Genomic DNA, 18,822 nt, shown 5'->3' with positions numbered 1-18,822 from the left:
GGGCGACACTGCCGCCCATGCCCGCCGCCAGCTACTCCAACACCACCCTCCACGCCGACACCGAACTGCGCAAGCGCTGCACGCGCTGGCTCGGCGGCCACCGCCCGCTGCTGTCCATGCGTGAGTCCCTGCTCGCCCTGGCGGAGCTGCCCGAAGCCGACCAGCCGCTGGACGTCTACGGCCAGGGCCAGGCCATCCAGGCGCTGGAGGCCGAGGTCGCGGCCCTGCTCGGCAAGCCGGCCGCGCGCTTCATGCACAAGGGCGTGGCCGCCCAGCTGGCCGCCCTGCGCGTGCACTGCGGCGACCGCGACGGCCCGGTCGTCCTGCACCCGCAAAGCCATATCGCCATCGACGAGGCCGAGGCTTTCGAGGAGTTGATGGGCCTGCGCGGCATGCGCCTCGGCAGGCGCGATGTACCCCTGACCGTGCCCGACCTGGAGCACGTGCCGCTTGAGGCCTTGCCCGGAGCGCCGGCCGTCGTCACCGTGGAACTGCCGCTGCGCCGTGGCGGCTACCGCCTGCCGGAGTGGGATGACCTGCAGCGCCTCAGCCAATGGTGCCGCAACTGCGGCACGCCTCTGCATTTCGACGGCGCCCGCCTCTGGGAGGCCTCGGCCCACTACGGCCGCTCGCTGGCCGAGATCGCCGCGCTGGCCGATTCGGTCTATGTCTCCTTCTACAAGGGCCTGGGCGGCCTGGCCGGCTGCGTGCTGGCCGGCAGCGAGGACTTCATCGCCCGCATCACCCCCTGGCAGACCCGCCTGGGCGGCAATCTCTTCACCGCCTACCCCATGGTGCTGAGCGCCCTGCAGGGCCTGCGCAGCCAGCTGGCCCAGATGCCGGCCTACCGCGAACGCGCGCGGGCCCTGGCCGCGCTGCTGGCCGCCGAGCCCGGCTGGCGCGTGGCGCCCGAGCCACCCCAGGTCAACGCCTTCCAGCTGCATCTGCCGGCCGCGCCCGAGGCGCTGCGCCAGGCCCTGCTGGAGGTGGCGCGGCGCGAAGGCTTCTGGCTGGGTGCGCGGGCCGTGGCCTCCCACCTCATCGAGGGCGGCGCGATGGTGGAAATCGTCATCGGCGATGCGGCGCAGGGCTGGACGGATGAGGAAGCCGTCACGGCCTGGCGCACTGCGTTGGCGCTGGCCCAGGGCTGAGCGCCGGGCGGGCCCAGAATGGCAGTCCTTCCGACGGAGGCCCCTGCCATGCAGACGAGCTTGTCCCGCGCTGACGCCCTGCCGGCTGCCGCCGAGGCATCGGCCACGGCAGCCGCCGCGGCCGACGTGGACATCGGCCTGCTGCTGGAGCCCCAGCTCGCCCGGCTGAAGCGCGAGTTCATCGAGGATCTCTGGCAGGGCATGGTCGTCGTGGCCCTGATCGGCGTGCCCATCTCGGTGTCGCGATCCCTGATCAGCGGCTGGCTGCCGGTCTACACCTCCCACGTCGTGCTGGCCCTGCTGGTGGGCGGCATCTATCTGCTGCGCCGCCGCCTGTCCTACCACTGGCTGTCTGGCCTCTTCCTGGCCCTGCTGTGGGCCGTCGGCCTGCCGGGCGTGCTGTCCTTCGGCCTGATCTCGGCCAGCACCTTCTGGCTGGTGCTGAGCTGCTATGTGGCCAGCAACCTCTACTCGACGCGCGTGGGCCTGGCCTTCGCGCTGGCGGCGGGCGTGGCCGTGCTGGCGGTGGGGGCCGGCTATGTCAGCGGGCGCCTCAACACCCTCATCCCCGAGGCCGTCTACCACCGCCAGGTCAGCGCCTGGCTGACGCTGCTGGTGGCCACCGGCACCTTCCTCTTCCTGTGCCTGCGCTCCATCGGCATGTACCAGCGCGCCGTCGTCGAGCTGATGACCCAGATCCAGGCCAAGAGCCGCGAGGTGTCCGACCTCTATGACCGCGCGCCCTGCGGCTACCACTCGGTGGACGACCAGGGCCGCGTCGTGCGCATGAACCAGACCGAGCTGGGCTGGCTGGGCCTGCCCGCCGAGCAGGTGCTGGGCCGGCCCTTCACCGACTTCCTCACCATGACCAGCCAGCAGCGCTTCCACCAGGAGTTCCCGCAGTTTCTGGAGAGCGGCCAGCTGCAGGACGTCGAGTACGAGCTGAGGCGCGCCGACGGCAGCGTGCTGCCCGTCATCGTCAGCGCCACCGCCGTGCGCGACGCCCAGGGCCGCTTCCTGCGCAGCCGCACCACCGTCTTCGACAACACCGAGCGCAAGAAGCTGGAGCAGCGCCTGGAGCAGCAGGCCCGCACCGATGCGCTGACCGGCCTGAGCAACCGGCGCGACTTCCACGAGCGCGCCCAGGCCGAGCTGGCGCGCTGCCGCCGCCTGGGCAAGCCCATGTCGCTGCTGATGATGGACATCGACCACTTCAAGCAGGTCAACGACCGCCACGGCCACGAGGTGGGAGACCTCGCGCTGAGCCGGCTGGCCGACAGCTGCCGCCATGCGCTGCGCGTCATCGACCTGCCGGCCCGCCTGGGCGGCGAGGAGTTCGCCGCCCTGCTGACCGAGACCACCCTGGCCGACGCGCTGGACGTGGCCGAGAGGCTGCGCCAGCACATCGAGGCCCTGGTCATCGAGCTGCATTACGGCACGCCGCTGCGCCTGACCGTCTCCATCGGCGTGGCCGAGCTGGGCGCGGCCGACGCCAGCCATGAAGACCTGATGCGCCGCGCCGACCGGGCGCTGTATGCGGCCAAGCGTGAAGGACGCAACCGCGTGGCGGTGGCGGGCTGATCAGCCCTCGCCGTCCACGCCGTTGATGAAGACGGCCACGTCGTCCAGCGCCGGCGCCAGCCAGCGCAGCGGCGCGCCGAAGGTGGCGATCAGCGTCATGTGGCCGACGCGGTCATAGAACTTCAGCGTCACCGGCACCTTCAGGCCCTGCAGCTTGGTCGCCAGCCCCTGGGTGTTGCGCTGCGGGTTGACGAGCGAGTCCTCCCGCGCTGCGGCCAGGAAGCTGCGCGGCGCGGCCTTGCTGGCGTGCTCCAGCGGCTGGGTGCCAGGCGGATAGTTGGGGTGGAAGAACACCGGCTGGGCGTCCGGGTTGGTCATGGGCAGGAAGTCGTAGGGCCCGGCCAGGCCGACGAAGCCGGCCAGTTCGCGCGGGCTGCGGCCGGTGGGCTTGAGCCAGCGCGCGTCCAGGGCCAGCATGGCCGCGTTGTAGGCGCCGGCGCTGTGGCCCATGACGAAGACCCGCCGCGGGTTGCCGCCCAGCTCGCCGGCATGGCCCAGGCCCCAGGCCAGGGCGGCGGCGCTGTCGCGCAGGAAGTCGGGGTAGCGCACCTCGGGGTAGAGGCGGTAATCGGCCACCAGCGTCAGGATGCCGCGCGAGGCCAGGGCCTCGCCGACGAAGGCGTAGTCGGCTCGCTTGCCGCGGTTCCAGGAGCCGCCGTAGAAGAACACCACCACCGGCCAGCCGCCGCGCGGCGCGGCGCGCGCCGGCTTGTAGATGTCCAGCTGCTGGCGCGGGCCCGGCCCGTAGGCCACACCGGCCGTCAGCGTGTGCGTGTGGCCGGGGGCCAGCGCATTCAGCGTGGCCACCGGCGCGCAGGCCACCAGCACGCCCGCCACCAGCAGGGCGCCCAGCAAATAGAGGCCGGCTTTCAACACGGGCATGGCGAGCCTACGCGGCTCGCGCGGGTTTGGATGCCGCGAGTGTGCGCCTGGCGGCAGAAAAGCAATCGGCCGCCAGGCATGCCATGGCGGCCGATTCGGGAGGGCGCGAGCGTCATGCCCGCACCAGCTCAGCGGCGCTGTGCGCCGGCGCCAGGGGTGGGACGCGGACCGCCCAGGTGGCGGAAGGTGATGCGGCCCTTGCTCAGGTCATAGGGCGACATCTCCAGCGACACGTTGTCACCGGCCAGGATGCGGATGTGATGCTTGCGCATCTTGCCGCCGGTGTAGGCGATGACCTTGTGGCCATTCGTCAGCGTCACGCGGAATCGCGAGTCGGGCAGGATTTCATCCACGACGCCCTGCATTTCGATCAGTTCTTCCTTGGCCAAATTGAAGCTCCGTTGCGAGTTGTGAGGCGGGGCACCGGCACATGGCCGGGGCCCCTGGGACGGGTGCTCGCTGTCAGTGGCTGCGGGCCCAGGCCAGGCCTTCGGCCGTGGCGTAGTGCAGTGCTGCCTGCGAGCTGCGGAACTCCGGCTTGAACCACATGACGCGGTCCACGCTGGCCATTCCGCGGCCGGATCGGATCGAGACCGAGGCGGTGAAACCGCCGCCGTCCCGAGGCATGGTCATGGGCGATACAAGGTAGCGCCCCACTTCGATGTTCTTGTTGTTGTTCATTTTCTTCTTCTGTTGGCCGCGCCAGCCATCGAGGGCCGCCGCGGAGTGGGCGCCAGGCGCCCTTTGCTCGATTACAGCGAGCGGATGTTCGAGGCCTGCAGACCCTTGGGGCCTTGCTTGGTCTCGAATTCCACCTTGGCGCCTTCGGCCAGGGAGCGGAAGCCGCCGCTGTTCTTGATTTCGCTGTGGTGAGCGAACAGGTCCTTGCCGCCGCCATCAGGGGTGATGAAGCCGAAGCCCTTGCCGTCGTCGAACCACTTCACAGTGCCGGTTTCGATGTTCATGGTGTTTTCCTTTGGAATTTTGAAATGGAGAAATCCCTCCGCCAGCTTCGCGCCGTGCGGAGACAGAGACACTCAAGAACACTTGCCGGGGAGTTGGCTGTAGCGAGCCGCTCGCGAGAATGGGCCAGGGGGTGGCCGGCGGGGCTGCAGATAAGACCTTGAGAAAACGGTCTTGTGCGAATCTATGACGCCGAATGTACCACGCCGCGCCAAAGCCCCTGCCGACAGGGGTGGTGCAAACCCCCGCGAAGCGGCGTTAGATCACGCGGGCGGCCGCTGCGTCAGCCCGGCTGAGGCCCGTCGTAGCCCTCGACGATGACGATGTCCGCCTCGGCGCAGGACTGGCGCAGCGTGATCTGCGGCGCGTACTCGGGCGAGCGGTAGCAGGCCTGCGCCATCTCGTAGCTCGGGAACTCGATCACCACCTGGCGGCTGCGGCTGGCGCCCTCGGGGTTCTCGTAGCGGCCCGCACGCACCAGGAAGCGGCCGCCGAACTTGGCAAACACCGCGTCGTTGCGCTGCACATAGAGCTTGTATTGCTCGGCGTCGCTGACGTCGACGCGCGCGATCCAGTAGGCCTTGGGCATGGTGATCCGGTGGGGCGTTGGTGGGGCTGCGTTTCTACGTTATCCGCAGCGTGCATGCCACAGCAGGGCAAAAAAGAGCCGGCGCCGCCGTTGCGGCGCCGGCTCGGTCAGCCGTCGGCGCGCTACCGGATCTCGAACGCGTAAAGCTTGTTGTTCGGCCCGCCGAAGGCGCCAAACAGGTTGCTGTAGCCCGAGCCCCAGAACACCTGGCCCTTGGAGATGGCCGCGCCCGACAGGCAGGAGCCGCCGCTGGAGAACTTCCACAGCTCCACGCCGGTGGCCGCGTCCAGCGCATACATATAGCCGTTGCTGCGGTCCAGCGAGCAGCCGAAGACGACGCCATTGGTCGTCGTCACCGGGCCCGAGGTGCTGCCGCCGCCGGACGGCCGGGTCTGCCACAGCAGCTGGCCGGTGACGGCGTCGATGCCGCTCCACACGCCGCTGGTCAGGCCACCCGCCGCGGGCCAGGGCACCGCGTCGCTGTTGGCATTGGCCGTGTAGACGCGCTTGCCGTCCACCGCCGAGCCCCACTGCAGGCCGCCGCCCGTGCCGCCGGGACCGGCCTGGGTCACCCACTTGACCGTGCCGGTGTCCGCGTCCATCGCCCAGTACTTGCCGCTCTTCTGGCCGGCGCCCACCACGTCGCTGGGCTTGCCCTTGCCGTCGATCTTGACGGTGAAGAGGGCCGGCGCCTGGCCGAAGTCGTAGTCGGGCCCGGTCGGGCTGGGGCAGAAGGCCGGGTCGCCGAAGCCGATGCAGGCGGCCGTCCAGGTGTCGGCTGGCAGGGCCTTGGTGGCCCAGCGCACCGCACCGGTCTTCATGTCCAGCGCCAGCACGGCGTCGAAGTAGTTGTCGGCGGCCAGGCAGGCCTTGACGGCGTCGGTGTTGGTGCCCGCCGCGATCACGCACAGCCGCACCGGCTCGGGCACCGAGTAGTTGTTGCCCGTGGCGATGTAGACCTGACCGCGCTTGGTGTCCACGGCCGGCGCGCTGCCCCAGATCGCGCCGCCCGAGTAGCCGGGCGGCACCATATAGGTCTTCCAAACGATGGCGCCGGTGTTGACGTCCAGCGCCAGCATGCTGCCGCGGAAGCTGCAGCAAAAACCCACCGTGCCGGCCAGCGCCTCCTCCAGCGAGGCCACGCCAACGTAGACGCGGTCGCCGTGCACCGTGGCCGACTGCGTGATGATGGCCCCGTAGTGGCTGTCCAGCTGCGTCGCCCACAGCAGCGCGCCGGTCTGCTTGTTGAAGGCCAGCAGCTTGCCGCCCGGCCCGCCGTAGGGGGGCGGTGCGAACACATTGCCCTGCGTGCCGACGATGAGCTTGTTGCCGGCGATCACCGGCGTGGCGCGGGCCTTGTCGCCCGGCGTGCCCGAAGCCGCCCCGACCGACACCTTCCACAGCTGCGCGCCGGTCTGGCGATCCAGCGCATAGAGATTGCCCGCCCAGTCGGGGAAGTAGACGGCGCCCATGTCCACGGCGGGCGTCGCCGACACATCGCCGCCGGTCGTGAACACCCATTTCTGCGCCAGGCCGCCCACCGTCTGCACGCTGATGCCGCCGCTGTGCTGCTGGTGCCGGGTGTTGCTGAGGTTCTGCCCGGCCGACGGCCAGCCCGCATCGTTGGGGTCGGCCGTCGCCGAAATGCCTGCACACATCAGCCCAGCCAGTGCGAGCCCGCTCATCGCAAGCCGGCGCAGGCGTCGTCCCGCCATTTCGATCACCATGGGATCCTCCTAGTCGAGAGTGCCGTGCGGCGTTGGGAGGGGTGCCGCCAAGATGCCCCGACCCGTGTTTTTGCGCAGGCAGGCTCTCAGAGGAACCTTTGCCGCGATCGTTGGGGCCTGGCGCCGATCAGATACCTGTGGCTGCGCCGGTGCGGAGGGATTTCCCCCGCACGGCAGCCGGCATCCTCAGAACTAAGGAAGGCGCCTGGCTGGCGCTGTTGTCGGCCCGTCAGGCCTCAACCGTAGGCGTACCAGAGGGCCGCGAAGAAGTGGCAGACGCTGCCGCCCAGCACGAACAGATGCCAGACGAAGTGGGCGTAGCGCAGCTTGTTGTCCAGCAGGAAGACCACCGCGCCCAGCGTGTAGCTGAGGCCACCGGCCACCAGCAGGGCCAGGCCCGGGCCGGGCATGCGCTCCACCAGCGGCCCGACGGCGAACACCACCACCCAGCCCATGGCCAGGTAGATGGCCGTGGACACCAGCGGGTGGCGCAGGCGGTTCAGCAGCTTGATGGTCACGCCGAAGGCCGCCGCGGCCCAGACCGTGACCAGCAGCGCCAGCCCCGGCCCCTCCTGGTGCAGCACGCCCAGCGTGAAGGGCGTGTAGCTGCCGGCGATGAAGACATAGATGGCCGCATGGTCCAGCCGCATCAGCCAGTTCTTGACGCGGCCGTTGGCCAGCGAAGCCGGCAGCGCGTGGTACAGCGCCGAGATGCCGTAGAGCAGGAACATCGTCACCGCGAAGATGGCCGCGGCGGCCACGTCGGTGGCCCGGCCATGGCCCATGGCGCGCGTCACGAGGATGGGCAGGGCCGCGACGGCGAGCAGTGCGCCCAGGCCGTGGCTGATGGCATTGGCGATCTCTTCGCCGAGGGTCTGCGGGCGGTCAGGGGTGAGTTGCAACTGCATGGTGTCGTCTCCAACTGCAGACGGGGTGAAGTCAGAGTGCCAGCACGGGACCGGGGATCCAACCCAAGGTTTGAGGGGGTGTGAATAAGCACGGGGCGATGCACGATTCTCAAGGGGTTTTCGCGCGGCCCCGCGGACAGTCGCTCAGGCGGCCTGCAGCTTCACCCCCACGCCGCGCCACACGTTCACGGCAAAGGCCAGTACCGCCACGCCCACCACGGCCGAGCCCAGGCCCACCAGCGGACCGGCGGCCGTGATGCCGCGCATCAGCGCCGCCAGCGCGCCCAGCATCACCGGCAGGGCCAGTTGGTGCAGCCAGAACTGCAGGGCCACCAGCCGCGGGCTCAGCGTGGCGGCCCAGTGCTGCACCACCAGGCCGAAGCCCAGCATGCTCGCCCAGCCCAGCAGGTTGACGTGGGCATGGACCGAGCGCAGCCCGAAGTCGTGCGTGGCGCCCATGTAGTTGCCCATGGCCACGCCCACGACGAGGTAGAGGGCGGCCATGCGTATCCACAGGCCGGCATAGCGGCGGTTGTTGTTCTTGCCGAGGTTCATCGCTTGCTCCTCGGTTCAGGCTGCCAGACCGGCCGCAGAGGCGATGCCCAGGCCGCGGGCGAGCGCAGCCCAGTCGTCGTCATTCAGGCGTTCGCGCGCCAGGGCCAGGGCGGCGGCGAAAACCGGCGGCGGTGCATGGCGCATGCCACCCATCAGGCCCAGCCGCTCGGCCGGCGCCATGGCCGGCAGCATCCAGCTCAGCGACGTCATCATCTCCGTGGGCGACAGCGCGGCCAGGATCTGGTCGTGGATGGCCGCGATCTCGGCATCGCCCAGGTGGGCCCACAGCACGGCGTTGTGCTCGGTCTCCTCGACGTGCATGTGCGCGAGGTTGTGGGCCGTGAACAGGCTCAGCGCGTGGTACAGCGCCCGGCAGGCGGCGGCGCGTTGGGGGGCCGGGCAGCCGGCCAGCGCACGGGCGTGGGCGCGCAGGGCCTCGATGTCGCGCTCATGCTCCACATGCTCGGTGGCGATGCGCTGGCTGGTGCTCGGCTGCACGCGCTCCAGAACGGGGTGGATGAAGGCGTTCTCGTGTTCCAGGTGCGACAGGCAGAAATCCGCCGCCGCCTCGACCCGCTCGGCCAGTTGCTGCACCGAGGCCGGGTCGGCCGGGTCGACGCGCCCGGCGCTGGTGGTCACCTCGGCCAGCATCAGGCGCACGCCCTTGTGGATGCTGGCGTAGATGTCGAGCCGCGCCGCCGTGGCCGTGCCGCGGACGGCGAGGATTTCTTGGAGTGAGGTGTGCATTGGGATTCCCTTGTGCTGCGGTGAAGAGGTCGGTCGCTGGTTGCGCATGTCGACCGTGCAGTCACTGTAGGAATCGCTGCGGCGGCGCGCGGCTAAGTGCTTGCTAGCGGAAGCTTAAGAGTTTGCTAAGCGCGCACCGGCGTTGAGGTTCTTGGCCTCGGCGCGGGGCGGATGGCAGGGCATGCTGCGGTGCTTGCGGGGCATCGCCACGTTCCGGCGGCTTCACGCGGCAGCGCCAGAACGCTTGGAATTCGAGCCGCGCTTGCGGGCATCACGGCAGCAGGGGGGCTGTAGATTTGAGACCTGACCCCGAACTTGAAGCCTCTGCATGCGCGAGAAGGTGGCCGGCCGCAGTGCCCTCGGCGCTGGGGGGGCGCCGCTTAGACTCCGCCCTCCTCAAACTTCAGGGAGTGACTCGCGATGCCAGGTGCTGCTGCAAACCACCTTGTCCGACGGTGGCGTGGCTCGGTGTTGGGAGCCCTGAGTCTGGCCGCTGCCTTTGCCCACGCTGATGCGCCCAAGGCCAAGTACACGGTCTCCGACTATGAGAAGGGCGCCGTGAGCTGTCGAGTCGCGGCCGACCTGGCATGCGAGGAAACCAACTGGCGGACGGTCTTGCGCCTGCGGCCCGACTACACGCGCGCGATGGCGAACCTGGGCTGGGTGCTCAACAAGCGCGACCAGCACGCGGAGGCCGTCACCTGGTTCCAGCGTGCCATCGAGCAAGGCGAAGGGGCCTACGACCTGTTCGCCTACTACGCCGACAGCCTTGCCAGGCTGGGGCGCGTGGACGAGGCCATCGAATGGAACTACAAGTGCCTGCAAGTGCTGCCGCGCGCCGTGGACGTTCGCGGCACCCTGGCCAAGCAACTGGTGCAGAAGAAGCGCCGCTACGAGGCGCTGGCGCTGCTGGCTGCGTTCGACGAAGTCGTCCAGAACCCAGACCGATCCACCTACTTCGACGCGCAACGCATCGCGATCGAGTCCTTGCTCGGCGCTGAAGAGACCGTGAAGCAGGAGACGGACAAGCCGCTGCGGCTCTCGCGCCTCGACGGGCATTTCTTCGCGCCGCTGACCGTGGGTGAAGCGCGCCCGCGCGCCTTCGTGGTGGATACAGGGGCCACGCTGACGACATTGAGCGAAGAACTCCTGGACCGGTCCAAGGTGCGCTATCGGGTCCTCGACGGTTCTGCCAAGTCCCGTCTGGCCGACGGGCGCTCGGTCTCGGGTCGGGTCATCAGCATCGAGAGCCTGCGCGTCGGCCCTCACGAGATCAAGAACACCCGTGCCTTTGTCTGCAAGGCCTGCGTGCCTTTGATGGGGCAGTCTTTGCTGGCTTCGTTCGACATGAAGACCGAGAAGCCGCGCGGGATGGAGTTCCTGTTGCTGTCGCCCCGGGCTCGGTAGAGCCCGGAGCAGGGCTCGGGGCGGCACGACGCGCCCCGCGCCCCGTGGCATGAGGCTTTGGGACTACGGCAAGGACTTGCCGGTTTCGTAGCTGAACCTGTAGCGCCTGCCGTTGAAGTCGATGGCTTCGATGCAGTCGGGGCGCAGCTCGCATCCTTCGGAAAAGATGTCGGCGCCACAGCTCTGCCAGAGCAGTCGTCCGTCTCGCGAGAAGCGCGTGATCGAAAGTTCGCCGTGCGAGATCAGGGCGTCATGGTCGGCCGCGCAGTGGACGCCGAAGCAGGCAGCGTCATCGACTTCGAGATGCCATCGCACCTGGAAGGGCTCGGGCGAGAAGCAGACGACCTGGCCGCCGACGGCGAGAAGGACGTGATCGCCGAAGACGAGTGCGGAGTGACGGTGGACACCGGTGCAGCGGAAGTCGCCAAAGACGGCCAAGGGCTTGCCGTTCAACAGCACGCCGTGGACGGCGCAGGGACGGAGGTCCTTGCCCAGGGTGATCTCGTGGGCGTAGCGGCGCTCATTGTCTGCGGACCCGAAGGTGTCGGCTGATTCGTTGACGATCTCGATTGATCCGGCCGCGGTCGTCAGTTGCAGGGCTATGGGAGTCATGTGGCGGAAAACGGGGCTATCGATTTGAGACCTCGAACCCGCGACCGTGGCCGGCTGACCGGACCCCGAGCCGCCGGACTCGAGGGCTCGCCCAAGTCAAGCTGCGTCAGTACATTGCATCTTTCAACTGAACTGCTCAGCTGGGTTGTCACGCAGCTGTCTGGCAAATGAAGAAATCTTCGGACGGAAAACTTTTTGCTTCTGAAGCGGCCGTTATATGCGTGACGCTTTCGATATGCCTTGTTGGCACTTTCTTGGCTGGGCAGGCTGTTGGCATCGTTGCTTTGTTTATTGCTGGAGCAGGGCTACTAGCGTACGCAACATATCGACGCGATCCTAAGCTTGCCGCTGCTGGGGGCATGGTCGCTGTTTTCTCGGTTTGGTTGGGGTGGGCTCGATGGGGCATCTCCATACTTTACGAATACGTCGTCAGTTCAGAGTCAAAATTGACGGCGCGTGATGGCGAGACCGCATTGCTCGAGCAACTCGGACAACTTGGTGATTTGTTCGGGGGCATCAATGCTCTGTTTGCTTCATTTGCGTTTATTGGTGTTGCTCTTGCCGCCTACTTCCAATATCGAACGGCGCAAATGATGGAGGGTCAGGTCATTCAACAAAGTTTCGAGCCCCTATTCTTCAAGTTGCTAGATAGGGCGGTTCCGCCAGAATCCCTGAAGCTGAACAATATTGATTACGCCAAAGCGCCGGCCTGCGAAGGGCTTCTGAATCTAATTGAAAATGCGCTCAAGGACTACGCTGTTGAAAGTGATGAAAATCGTAGGCAAGTGCATAGATCCGGCATTGAAACTCGTTGTGAGACTTTTTATGGCGACAATGAGTCGGAGTTAGGGCCGTTTTTTAGAAAGCTATATCACGTATTCAAATTTATCCATTTGTCTTCGCTCGGGTCATCGCAAAAGCTGCATTATTCAAATATCGCGCGTGCCGCTTTGAGTAAAGATGATTTGACAATCATTGTTGCAAACTTGCAAACCGAAGAGGGTAAGCATTTCGTGCCGCTGGTTGAATATTACGGGCTCTTCAAGCACGTCCCCAAGAATTCCCTTAGTCGTGACCTTGCTGCGCTGGAAGTTGATAGTTGTGCTTTTATGTCGGCATCAGATCGTTCCGCTTACTGGATTGAGCATCCAAACGTACTGCTAAAGCTAGAAGAGCGCTTAAGGGATATATAGCGAAAAACCAGCAGATCTGTGTGCTCCTGCAAGTCCGGCGTCTGACCTCCGGTCTTTGGCCCGTAAGCGTTTGCTGCATGGCGAGCAAGCGGAACTTGCCACCAGAACGGCGCGGCCTGCTCCGCAACCGCGCGGAATGGGGGGTGGCAGGGGAAAGATACGAGGCTCAAATCTTTAACCTCGCCTCGCTACCCATGACGAGCAAATCGGCGCTCGAAAACAGCTCCAGATGCAGGCAGGTGGAGAAGCGCTGGCCGCCCCAAGGAGCGGCAATGGCAGCGCGACGGTCTACCTAGTAAGGATTGCGATGCCGCCTGCGGTCGAACCCAAGATGGGCGCCCAAGTTCGGGGTCAGGCCGCAAATCTTTAGCCCTGCCACCCAGCAATCGCAACGGGACCAACTGGAACGTGCGGAAGTTCTGGGCGTCGCGTGCTCGCGAGCGCCGGTGGCTGCAGTCGATCAGAAGCGATAGCCGAGGGTGGCGCTGGCCATCCAGGTGCGCCCCGGCGCCGGCTCAAAGAACCGACCGTTCCCGTCATTGACGATGACCGACCCCGCATAGCGTCGGTCGCCAAGGTTGTCGACGCGCAGCAGCGCGCCCAGGTCCCAGGGGCCGAGGCTGAGCTGGTAGCCGAGGTGGGCCGCCAGCGTCGCGTAGCCCGGTGCGGCGTCGCTGTTGAGGTCGTTGACGTAGACCTTGCTCAGCGCGCGAGCCTCCAGCCCGGTGCGCCACCCACCAGCCGGTTGCCAGGTCAGCGCGCCATAGACCGCGGTGCGGGCGATGCCGGGGATGCGGTTGCCAGCGGCGACCTGCGTGTTGGCCGCGGCGCAGGGCGTGGCGGTGCAGGTCAGGAAGCCGTCGCGGTAGCGCGCGTCCAGCCAGGTTGCAGCGACTTGTGCCTGCAGGTGCGACGTCAGCTGGAAGGCGCCCGATGCCTCCAGCCCGCGGCGGCGCGTGGCGCCGGCGTTCAGGAAGGTGGCGCGGCCGCCCACATTGGTCTGCGTGACGATCTCGTTCGTCGTGCCGGTCTGGAACAGCGCCAGCGTGAACTCGCTGCCGTCCCAGGGGCGCGCCTTGATGCCGGCCTCGATGCTGCGGCTGAGGGACGCCTGCACGCCGAAGTTGAGACCCGTCGCGCCGCTGGGCCGGTAGGCCAGCTCGTTGAGCGTGGGCGTCTCTAAGCCGCGGCCGGCGGTGGCGTAGACGCGCAGGCGCTCGTCCACGGCGTAGCTGGCGCCCAGCACCGGCAGCGTGGCCGAATAGCTGGCGGCACCACTGTCGTCGGGATTCGTGCCCTTGATGTAGGCGTCGGTGGAACGGAAGTCGACCTTGCTGCGCCGCACGCCGGCATTGAGCAGCCAGGCCGGCGTGGGCCGCCATTCGGCTTGGCAGTAAGGGTCGGCATTGCTGACACGGTTGCGCTCGTCGCGGCGCAGGGCCCCTTGCACGCCCAATGTCGTGCCGATGAAGTTCTGCGTGCCGACGCGGTGCTCGCTCATCTCGTCGGCCGCGATGCCGGCGATGACGCTCGCGGTCGCGCCCTTCCAGCGCCAGCGGATGTCGGCGCCCTGGTAGTCGCGCGACAGGTCGATGACGCCGCCGGGGTGCAAGGCATTGGCCTGGGTGGCGACCGGGATGGACTGGAACTGCAGCGTCGTGCGATGGCCCTGGTAGACCATCAGGCGCAGCGTGTTGCTTGCGTCGATGCCGTGTTCCAGCACCAGGCCGCCCTGGGCCTGTTTCATGGTCTTGCGGGTGTCGAAGCTGATCGCGCCGGGGTCGACGCCGCGCGGGTCGGCCTGCGGTCCCGTCAACCACTGGGCGCGGGTCAGGCCCAGCGGGTCCTGCGCCTCGGGCAGCTCGACGCTGTTGGCGATGAGGGTCAGCTGGGTGTCGGCGCCGAGCTTGAAGTTCAGCCGCGCATTGCCCAGGCGGCGTTCGGTGCGGCTGTGCTGGCGGTAGCCGTCGGTCTCGAAGCGGCTGGCGCCCAGGGTGTAGCCGATGGCGCCGGCCTTGCCGCTGCTGGACGCGGCCACGCGACGCAAGCCGTCGCTGCCGAAGCCCACGCTGGCATCCAGGCGCGCCGGGCCCACGGGGTTCTCGGAATAGATGCTGATGACGCCACCCGAGGAGTTGCCATACAGGGCCGAGAAGGGCCCGCGCAGCACCTCGATGCGGCCGACGGTGCCGATCTCCACGTTGGTGATCTGGCCCTGGCCGTCGGGCAGCGTGGCGGGGATGTCGTCCACGTACAGGCGCACGCCGCGGATGCCGAAGCTGGCGCGGGCGCCGAAGCCGCGCACGCTGATCTGCACGTCCTGGGCGTAGTTCTGGCGGTCGCGCGCCAGCAGCCCCGGCACGCCGCTCAGGCCCTCGGAAATGTTGACCTGGGCGCGGCCGGCGCGCAGGGCCTCGCCGTCGATGCGGTTGATGGAGGCGGGCACATCGAAAGGCGCGGCCTCGCTGCGCGTGGCGGTGACGACGACGGGCGCCAGCCGCTCGGGCTCAAGGGCCTGGACAGCGCGGGGGGCGGCGAGCGCCAGCGCCGACGTGGCGGCCAGGCGGGTGAGGCGGAGGGCTGGGGAACTGCGGAGCATGGCTCGCCGGCAGGCGGTGAGGGAAAGGGGCGAAGCATGCCAGGGCGGTATGGCCCTGGCCGGGGCGCGGCCCAAAGCGCCCTTGCGCAAGCGGGGTCAGCACCCGCATCGCCGAGTCCTTCCCCGCTCATCGGCGGGGCGCCCTGGCGCGGGTCAGCGGCGGCGCACCAGAGGTACAGCCAGCAGCGCCAGCAAGGCCAGCGGCAGCGAACCCGGCAGCGGGATCTGATGGGTCGTGCGCATCGCCACGCGCAGGTTGTCCAGCCCGCTCTCCTCGTTGCCGCCATTGCCTTCGTGGGCCTCGGTCCAGCGCAAGGACGCGATGGCGCTGCTGGAGATGATGCCGATGAAGATGGGCGCGCCGCTGCCGCCGGCGATGGCGAGGTCCTGCGTCGTGCCGTCGCTGAACAGGAAGGACAGCAGGCCCGTGTCGACAGCCGTGCTGGGTACGCCGGGGATGGACTCGAAGGCCGTGATGTCCAGCGCGGCAGCCAGGAAGGGCTGCGCGTAGTGAGCCTCGTAATAGAGATCGCCGTTGGTGCGCGAACCGAAGGCGAGGGCCATCTGCGCCAGCGTCTGCACGGGCCCGTGGTTGCTGCTCAGCGTGACGCCGGGCAGCACCGCCACGCCGGCCAGGTTGGTGCCGGACGCGTAGCCGGAGAAGTCCTGCACCTGGTCCGGCCCGGCTATGGCGGCCTGCCATGCGGCCAGGTTGGTGTAGACAGACACGGTGGCGGCCTGGGCCAGGCCTGCGGCGGACGACAGGGCGAGGACGGCGAGGATGCGGCGCATGAGGCTCTCCCGAAAGGCAGTGCGCCATTGAGCTACGGCGGACAGGGGCTCGCCCACCCCGAGGTCGTGGGGTCGCCCCGCGGATGCAGGGGGATTCGTCCGCAGACATCATGTGGCCCTCCCCGCTGCGTTTGTGCGCCATGACCGAAGCGATCGCCCGCCGTGTCCTCGTCCTCCTTGCCAGCGCCCGCGCCGACGGCAATGCCGAGCTGATGGCCCGCGCTGCCGTGGCCAGCCTGCCCGCTGACGTGGAGGTGCGCTGGCAGCGCCTGTCCGAGCTGGACCTGCCGCCCTTCGAGGACATCCGCCACAGCGGCAGCGGCCAGTACCCGGCCCCGACCGGCGGCCTGGCCCGCCTGCTCGACGACACGCTGTGGGCGACCGACCTGCTCGTCGCCGCACCTCTGTATTGGTACAGCCTGCCGGCGCCGCTGAAGCTCTACCTCGACCACTGGAGTGCCTTCCTGCGCGTGCCGGGCCTGGACTTCAAGGCCCGCATGGCCGGCAAGACGATGTCGGTGCTGTGCGCCACCAGCAGCGGCGAGGAGCCCCATCTGGCCGCGCCGCTGGTGGACAGCCTGCGCTTCAGCGCCGACTACATGAAGATGCGCTGGGGCGGCGCCGTGCTGGGCGACGGCAGCCGGCCCGGCGATGTGCTGAAGGACGAGGCCGCGATGGCCGCCGCGGCGCGCTTGCTGGTCAGCGGCGCGGTGCCGGCGCCGCACTGAGGAACTGCAGCTCCAGCCGCCTGAGGCTGCCGTCGCGCCGCAGGGCTTCGAGGGCGGCGTTGAAGCGCTCGACGAGCTCGGGCGCCACATTGCGCCGCGAGAAGGCGAACACCGCAGGCTCGTTGTCGATGACGAGGGCGCTGGCCTTGATGGCGGTCGTGAGGCCGAGCTGGCGGGCCATGAAGGCCGTCGAGAACTCGTCGGCCACGAAGGCGTCGATGCGCTGCATCTGCAGCATGCGCAGCAGGGCTTCCAGGCTGGTCGCCTCTTCCAGCCGGCGCTCCATGCCGGGCCGCGTCAGCAGGGTCTTCAGTTCGGAGCGGTAGGCGGTGCCGCGCTCGACGCCGACGCGCAGGCTGGATGCGCGCAAGTCGTCCAGCGTGGCGATGCGCAGGCCGGGCTCGACGTCGCTGCGCAGGAAGACCAGGTTGCGCGTGCGCACGCCGGGCAGGGAGAAGCGGGCGTAGCGCTCGCGCTCGGGCGTGGGCAGCACGCCGGGGACGATGTCGACGCGGCCGGCCTCGAGTTCGGCCATCGCACGGGCGAAGGCCAGTTCCACCGGCAGCAGCCGGCAGTCCATGCGTGCCAGTGCCGCGCGCGCCATCTCGATCTGCAGGCCGGAGAGGCGGTGCTGCTCGTCCTCGTACTGGTAGGGCGGCTCATGCTTCCAGGTCATGCGCAGCTCGCAGGCCGACGCGATCGCGCCGGGCAGGGCGAGGACGATGCACAGGAGGCGGACGATGGAGCGCATGCCGGAAGGGAGTGCGGGTCGGCTTGTGCAATGTAGCCCTTTGGCCCGCCGTGACCAACGGGTGCCGGGCCGTACCTCGCTCGTAACCCCGGCGGAGCCCGGGCTGCCTAAACTGCCGCCGCGCGGCCTGGAGAGCCGCTCCCGGCGCGCGGCGCCGCGGATCTGCACGGAGACAGGCAGGGATGGCGAAGAACGACAACAGCATGCAGTGGCTGGCTGCCGCAGTGGCCGGTGTGCTCGTCGCCGGTTGCGGCGGTGGGGGTGGCGGAGCGTCGGCGCCAGGTCCCGCGCCTGCCCCGACACCGGCCCCGACACCGGCCCCTGCGCCGGCTCCGGTTCCAGCCCCCGCACCCGCTCCGATGCCCGTTCCCGCCTGGTTCCCGACCGGCACGGCCGAGTCCTTTGCCCAGCTGGAGATCAGCACCACCCACGCGGCGCCCATCCTCAACCGCGAGGACTATGTCAAGGGCAGCTTCAAGCTGTCCGGCGCCGGCCTGGCGGCGGCCGAGGGGGCGCTGGAGATCCGCGGGCGCGGCAACTCGACCTGGGACTGGCCCAAGAAGCCCTACCGCATCAAGCTGGCGAATGCGGCGCCGCTGGCTGGCATGCCGGCCAGCAGGCATTGGGTGCTGCTGGCCAACTATGCCGACAAGACGCTGATGCGCAACGACATGGCCTTCGCGCTGAGCCGCAGCCTCGGCGCGGCCTACACGGTGCGCGACCAGCATGTGGAGGTGACGCTGAACGGCGTCTACCAGGGCCTGTATCAGCTGACCGAGCACATCCGCGTCGCCAAGGACCGCGTCGACCTGCCCGAGCTCAAGGCCACCGACACGGCCGCCGACAAGATCAGCGGCGGCTACCTCATCGAGGTGGATTTCCGCATGCACAAGGACTTCTGCAAGGATCCGTCCGTGCTGTCCTTCTCGCCCTTCTGCGTGAACGGCGTCAACACCCAGCGCGACACGCAGTACTGCGTCGATTCCACGCGCGGCATGTCGCCCTTCTGCGTGAAGGAGCCCGAGGACATGTTCAAGCCCGAATGGGCGGCGCAGCGCGCCTGGCTGGACAAGTTCTTCGCCGACGCGGAAGCCGCCCTGTTCGGCGCGGGCTTCAAGGACCCGGCCAGCGGCTATGCCAAATACCTGGACGTCGACTCCGTCATCGACTACTGGCTGGTCAACGAGTTCGCCAAGAACGTCGACGGCGCGATGGCCAGCTTCTTCATGGCCAAGAAGCGCGACGGCAAGCTGCATTTCGGTCCCATCTGGGACTTCGACTTCGCCTTCGGCAACGCCGGCTACAACGGCGTGGACAAGGCCACGGGCTGGCATCTGCGCCAGTTCCCCTGGTTCGCCCGCCTGTTCGAGGACCCGGCCTTTGTCGCCAAGGTCAAGGCGCGCTGGCTGGCGCTGAAGGCTGAAGGGCGTTTCGAGCAGATCCTCCAGTACGCCGAGGCCCGCGCCAGCTGGATGCGCAAGGGCCAGCAGAAGAACTTCGTGCGATGGCCCATCTTCGACTGGACGAGCTGGTACACGCGCGTCGTGATGGGCAGCTATGACGGCGAAGTCAGGGAGATGCTGCGCTGGCAGCGCGAACGCCTGGCCTGGATGGACGCCGAACTCAGCAAGTGAGCC

The 18,822-nt window shown here is 68.3% G+C and carries 19 protein-coding genes; 6 read left to right on the top strand and 13 right to left on the bottom strand.

Annotated elements, in window-relative coordinates; translation table 11 throughout:
- Positions 1-17: 17 nt before the first annotated feature.
- Both AC07OY_RS10555 and AC07OY_RS10550 read left to right on the top strand, forming a co-directional pair.
- A complete protein-coding gene (locus tag AC07OY_RS10555) occupies positions 18-1,151 on the top strand; it encodes a threonine aldolase family protein (RefSeq protein ID WP_495042522.1) in 1,134 nt (377 codons plus the stop codon).
- A 60-nt stretch (positions 1,152-1,211) separates the two neighbouring features.
- A complete protein-coding gene (locus AC07OY_RS10550; protein ID WP_495042521.1) occupies positions 1,212-2,732 on the top strand; it encodes a GGDEF domain-containing protein in 1,521 nt (506 codons plus the stop codon).
- Here the strand turns inward: AC07OY_RS10550 and AC07OY_RS10545 are convergent, their stop codons facing one another.
- From AC07OY_RS10545 to AC07OY_RS10505, 9 genes are all read right to left on the bottom strand, one after another.
- Complete coding sequence (locus tag AC07OY_RS10545) at positions 2,733-3,614, bottom strand: alpha/beta hydrolase (protein WP_495042520.1); 882 nt, start codon at positions 3,612-3,614, stop codon at positions 2,733-2,735.
- A 128-nt stretch (positions 3,615-3,742) separates the two neighbouring features.
- Positions 3,743-4,003 (bottom strand): translation initiation factor IF-1, encoded by a 261-nt coding sequence (gene infA / locus AC07OY_RS10540; RefSeq protein ID WP_495042519.1) that lies wholly within the window; start codon positions 4,001-4,003, stop codon positions 3,743-3,745.
- Positions 4,004-4,076: 73 nt separating this feature from the next.
- Positions 4,077-4,295 (bottom strand): hypothetical protein, encoded by a 219-nt coding sequence (locus AC07OY_RS10535; protein WP_495042518.1) that lies wholly within the window; start codon positions 4,293-4,295, stop codon positions 4,077-4,079.
- A 71-nt stretch (positions 4,296-4,366) separates the two neighbouring features.
- Entirely contained in the window at positions 4,367-4,573 is a 207-nt protein-coding gene (locus AC07OY_RS10530) for a cold-shock protein (RefSeq protein WP_492659074.1), read from the bottom strand.
- A 287-nt stretch (positions 4,574-4,860) separates the two neighbouring features.
- Entirely contained in the window at positions 4,861-5,166 is a 306-nt protein-coding gene (locus AC07OY_RS10525) for a DUF1330 domain-containing protein (protein WP_495042517.1), read from the bottom strand.
- Between the two features lie 122 nt (positions 5,167-5,288).
- Positions 5,289-6,824: an outer membrane protein assembly factor BamB family protein gene (locus AC07OY_RS10520; RefSeq protein ID WP_495042516.1), complete on the bottom strand. Its 1,536-nt coding sequence runs from the start codon at positions 6,822-6,824 to the stop codon at positions 5,289-5,291.
- Positions 6,825-7,129: 305 nt separating this feature from the next.
- Positions 7,130-7,801: a PAQR family membrane homeostasis protein TrhA gene (gene trhA, locus AC07OY_RS10515; protein WP_495042515.1), complete on the bottom strand. Its 672-nt coding sequence runs from the start codon at positions 7,799-7,801 to the stop codon at positions 7,130-7,132.
- A 144-nt stretch (positions 7,802-7,945) separates the two neighbouring features.
- Positions 7,946-8,356 carry a hypothetical protein gene (locus AC07OY_RS10510; protein ID WP_495042514.1) on the bottom strand — a complete coding sequence of 137 codons (411 nt, stop codon included), beginning with the start codon at positions 8,354-8,356 and terminating at the stop codon, positions 7,946-7,948.
- Between the two features lie 15 nt (positions 8,357-8,371).
- Complete coding sequence (locus tag AC07OY_RS10505; RefSeq protein ID WP_495042513.1) at positions 8,372-9,103, bottom strand: hemerythrin domain-containing protein; 732 nt, start codon at positions 9,101-9,103, stop codon at positions 8,372-8,374.
- A 471-nt stretch (positions 9,104-9,574) separates the two neighbouring features.
- Between AC07OY_RS10505 and AC07OY_RS10500 the strand changes: the two genes are divergently transcribed.
- Entirely contained in the window at positions 9,575-10,510 is a 936-nt protein-coding gene (locus tag AC07OY_RS10500; protein WP_495042512.1) for a retroviral-like aspartic protease family protein, read from the top strand.
- 63 nt (positions 10,511-10,573) lie between these two features.
- Here the strand turns inward: AC07OY_RS10500 and AC07OY_RS10495 are convergent, their stop codons facing one another.
- Positions 10,574-11,122 (bottom strand): hypothetical protein, encoded by a 549-nt coding sequence (locus AC07OY_RS10495; protein WP_495042511.1) that lies wholly within the window; start codon positions 11,120-11,122, stop codon positions 10,574-10,576.
- Between the two features lie 167 nt (positions 11,123-11,289).
- On the opposite strand from AC07OY_RS10495, the gene AC07OY_RS10490 reads away from it, so the two are divergent.
- Positions 11,290-12,315, top strand: a complete 1,026-nt coding sequence (locus tag AC07OY_RS10490; RefSeq protein WP_495042510.1) for a putative phage abortive infection protein — start codon at positions 11,290-11,292, stop codon at positions 12,313-12,315.
- A 460-nt stretch (positions 12,316-12,775) separates the two neighbouring features.
- Here AC07OY_RS10490 and AC07OY_RS10485 read toward each other — a convergent pair whose 3' ends face one another.
- Positions 12,776-14,914, bottom strand: coding sequence for a TonB-dependent receptor family protein (locus AC07OY_RS10485; protein WP_495042509.1), 2,139 nt, complete (start codon positions 14,912-14,914; stop codon positions 12,776-12,778).
- Between the two features lie 153 nt (positions 14,915-15,067).
- Positions 15,068-15,706, bottom strand: a complete 639-nt coding sequence (locus AC07OY_RS10480) for a hypothetical protein (protein WP_495042508.1) — start codon at positions 15,704-15,706, stop codon at positions 15,068-15,070.
- Positions 15,707-15,846: 140 nt separating this feature from the next.
- Here AC07OY_RS10480 and AC07OY_RS10475 point away from each other — a divergent pair, with 140 nt between their 5' ends.
- Positions 15,847-16,434, top strand: a complete 588-nt coding sequence (locus tag AC07OY_RS10475) for a flavodoxin family protein (protein ID WP_495042507.1) — start codon at positions 15,847-15,849, stop codon at positions 16,432-16,434.
- Here the strand turns inward: AC07OY_RS10475 and AC07OY_RS10470 are convergent.
- Positions 16,406-17,185, bottom strand: a complete 780-nt coding sequence (locus AC07OY_RS10470; RefSeq protein WP_495042506.1) for a substrate-binding periplasmic protein — start codon at positions 17,183-17,185, stop codon at positions 16,406-16,408. The genes AC07OY_RS10475 and AC07OY_RS10470 overlap by 29 nt on opposite strands.
- A 359-nt stretch (positions 17,186-17,544) precedes the next feature.
- On the opposite strand from AC07OY_RS10470, the gene AC07OY_RS10465 reads away from it, so the two are divergent.
- Positions 17,545-18,819, top strand: coding sequence for a CotH kinase family protein (locus AC07OY_RS10465; RefSeq protein ID WP_495042505.1), 1,275 nt, complete (start codon positions 17,545-17,547; stop codon positions 18,817-18,819).
- Positions 18,820-18,822: the final 3 nt, after the last annotated feature.

Source organism: Roseateles sp. GW821-FHT09H10 (assembly GCF_059415865.1).
This window is presented reverse-complemented; position numbering and strand designations above follow the sequence as displayed.